The sequence below is a fragment of the Cobetia sp. SIMBA_158 genome (assembly GCF_046566945.1).
Taxonomy (GTDB): Bacteria; Pseudomonadota; Gammaproteobacteria; order Pseudomonadales; family Halomonadaceae; genus Cobetia; species Cobetia amphilecti.
Window position 1 is genome coordinate 1 of the sequence record NZ_JAWJYL010000393.1, and the last position, 271, is coordinate 271.

General features: G+C 40.2%; 1 protein-coding gene. It reads right to left on the minus strand.

The window, feature by feature from the left end:
* Positions 1-271 (minus strand): Ig-like domain-containing protein (locus tag R2R70_RS20425; RefSeq protein ID WP_410978967.1); only part of this gene is annotated, 271 nt, incomplete at both ends.

Genomic DNA, 271 nt, shown 5'->3' on the forward strand with positions numbered 1-271 from the left:
GGTGTCGTCTACCGTAAATGTGTCACCGTTAGGATCGTTATCATTGCTAAGTACCCCATTTTCTGCAGAGATAACAAGCGTATTATCTTCGTTTACGTTATAACTATCGTTATTAGCAACGGGGGCCGAGTTAGTATTGGTGCTTACAATAAATACAGTTGCTGTAGCTTCACCGCCTTGGTTATCAATAACTTTATATTGAAAGCTATCTTCACCTTGCATATTTGGTTCGCCTTGGTATTCAAAGCTACCGTCAGCAAATAAGGTTAGC